This window comes from Streptomyces incanus (genome assembly GCF_042656345.1).
Lineage (GTDB): Bacteria > Actinomycetota > Actinomycetes > Streptomycetales > Streptomycetaceae > Streptomyces > Streptomyces incanus.
Genome location: NZ_JBHSPC010000022.1, coordinates 1 through 2062 on the forward strand (window position 1 = coordinate 1; position 2062 = coordinate 2062).

Consider the following 2062-nt stretch of genomic DNA (forward strand, 5'->3'; position numbering starts at 1 on the left):
ATCGCCGGGCACGACTCCACGCCCCCATAACTCCACATCAAGATCGAGGAGTTATTTTTCGACAGCCCCCTGCGTATGGCACTGGTTCAAGCCAGGCGGGCCGGACATCATCTCCAGTAGCAGATGCCGCCCCGCGCAACTGAGTTGGCGGAACTCCTGGCCACTCAACGAGCGACGACAGCCTGTGCTGTCCGTCCATGGCTGTTCCCGCAGCCCTCGTTTCGGAACCTGTCAAAGCGATCAAGGCAGGTAGATCGTTCTAACGCTGTGCCGGGATCAATGGGCCGTCTGGTGTCGGCTTGTTGATCCAGGCCGCTTCGGGGAGTTTCGGCGGCTCGGGCGGCTTGCGGACGAAGCGCTCGGGGTGCCTCGCGTAGACCGCCCGGAGGACGTCGGCGCGCATCTCGCGGAGCTGTTCGGCGAGGCCGAAGTGCACGTCACAGGGGGTGTGCAGGCCGATCCCGGAGTGCCGGTGCTCCTCGTTGTACCAGGTGAAGAAGTGGGTGCACCACGCCCGGGCGTCCTCGAGGGAGCCGAAACGCTCGGGAAAGTCGTGCCGGTATTTCAGGGTCTTGTACTGGCTCTCGCTGTACGGGTTGTCGTTCGACGTCTTCGGCCGCGAGTGCGACTTGGTGACGCCGAGAGCGGCCATCATCTGGGCGACGTTCTGCGCGACCATCGGGGACCCGCGGTCCGAGTGGATCGTCAACCGGCCCGGTTCGATGCCGTACTTGGCGATCGTCTCGGACAGGAACCGCTCCGCGAGGTCCTTGTTCTCCCGGTCGGCGATCATCCAGCCGACCGTGTAGCGGCTGAAGATGTCGATGATCGTGTAGAGGCAGTAGTAGACGCCCCTGACCGGGCCCTTCAGCTTGGTGATGTCCCAGCTCCAGACCCGGTTCGGGCCCTCGGCGACCAGCTCGGGCACCGTCCTCGGCGGGTGGACGGCCTGGCGGCGGCGTTCACGGACCTCGCCGCGCCGGCGCAGGAGCCGGTACATCGTCGACTCCGAGCACAGGTAGACACCCCGGTCCAGGAGGACCGCGTAGATCTCGGCGGGCGCCATGTCGGCGAACTCCGGGGAGTGCAGCACGTCAAGGACCCGCATCTCCTCTTCGGGCGACAGTGCCCGGGGGTGCCGGCGCCGTTTTTGCCGCGGCCTGGCCGGGGTGGGGCTCTGGCGGTGATGGCGGTAGTAGGTGGCCCGGCTCACGCCGAGCGCGGCGCATGCCCGGACGCGTCCGACCAGCCCGGTGAGCTCCTCGAGGGCCTGGTCGCGGGCAGCGTCGAACACGGCCGCGGGGTCGGCTCCGGTCACTTGGTGTTCTCGCCGGTCTGGTTCGGGGCGCTGTCCGTGGCGAACTGGTCGAGCAGCGCGGAGAGTTTTCCCTGGACCTCGATCACGGGGCGGGCCTTGGCGAGGTCGGCCTCCAGCCGGGCCTTCTCCGCCTTCAGCTTCGCGATCTCCCTGTCCCGCGGGTCCGCCTTCGGCCGTCCGGCCGGCGCGGCGAGCGCCGCCCGGGCGCCCTTGTCCCGCTGCTGCCGCCACGTCGTGATCAACGACGAGTACAGCCCCTCCCGCCGCAGCAGGGCACCCTTGCCCTTCTTGTCGAGCGTCTCGTACTCGGCGAGGATCCTCGCCTTGTACTCCGCGGTGTACCGGCGCGGACCGGTGGAACGGGCTGCTACCTGCGGATCAGGGGTCCCGTGGTCGTTGGTACTGGCCACCCGGGCGCTACTCCTTCTCCGCCCTCGACTCAATGAATCATCCAGTATGCCTGACTCGACCTACTTTGACAGAGAGGGTTTTCTCCAAGCCGAAAGCATCAGTCGTCGTGCTCTCTGAGGGCACAACGGCATCGTCGACAACCAGTACGCTCTTCACCCCGACGCCAAATCTCCCGATCGCACCAGCACGCATTCGGGAGATGGCCATTCTGCGGATCGTCTCAGCGGCTTCTTCGCTGATCGGCTCGTTCATCCGCCCCCCTTACCGTCGGCCTGACAGCCTTGCACAGGGCACTGACATCGTCCCCGGGCTGCCGCTTCGCTCGCCCCCCCC

At 67.0% G+C, this 2062-nt stretch carries 1 pseudogene; it reads right to left on the minus strand.

Annotated features, from left to right (window positions below):
* Nucleotides 1-259: 259 nt before the first annotated feature.
* Nucleotides 260-1728 (minus strand): annotated as a pseudogene (locus ACFP2V_RS09075) (IS3 family transposase).
* Nucleotides 1729-2062 lie beyond the last annotated feature (334 nt).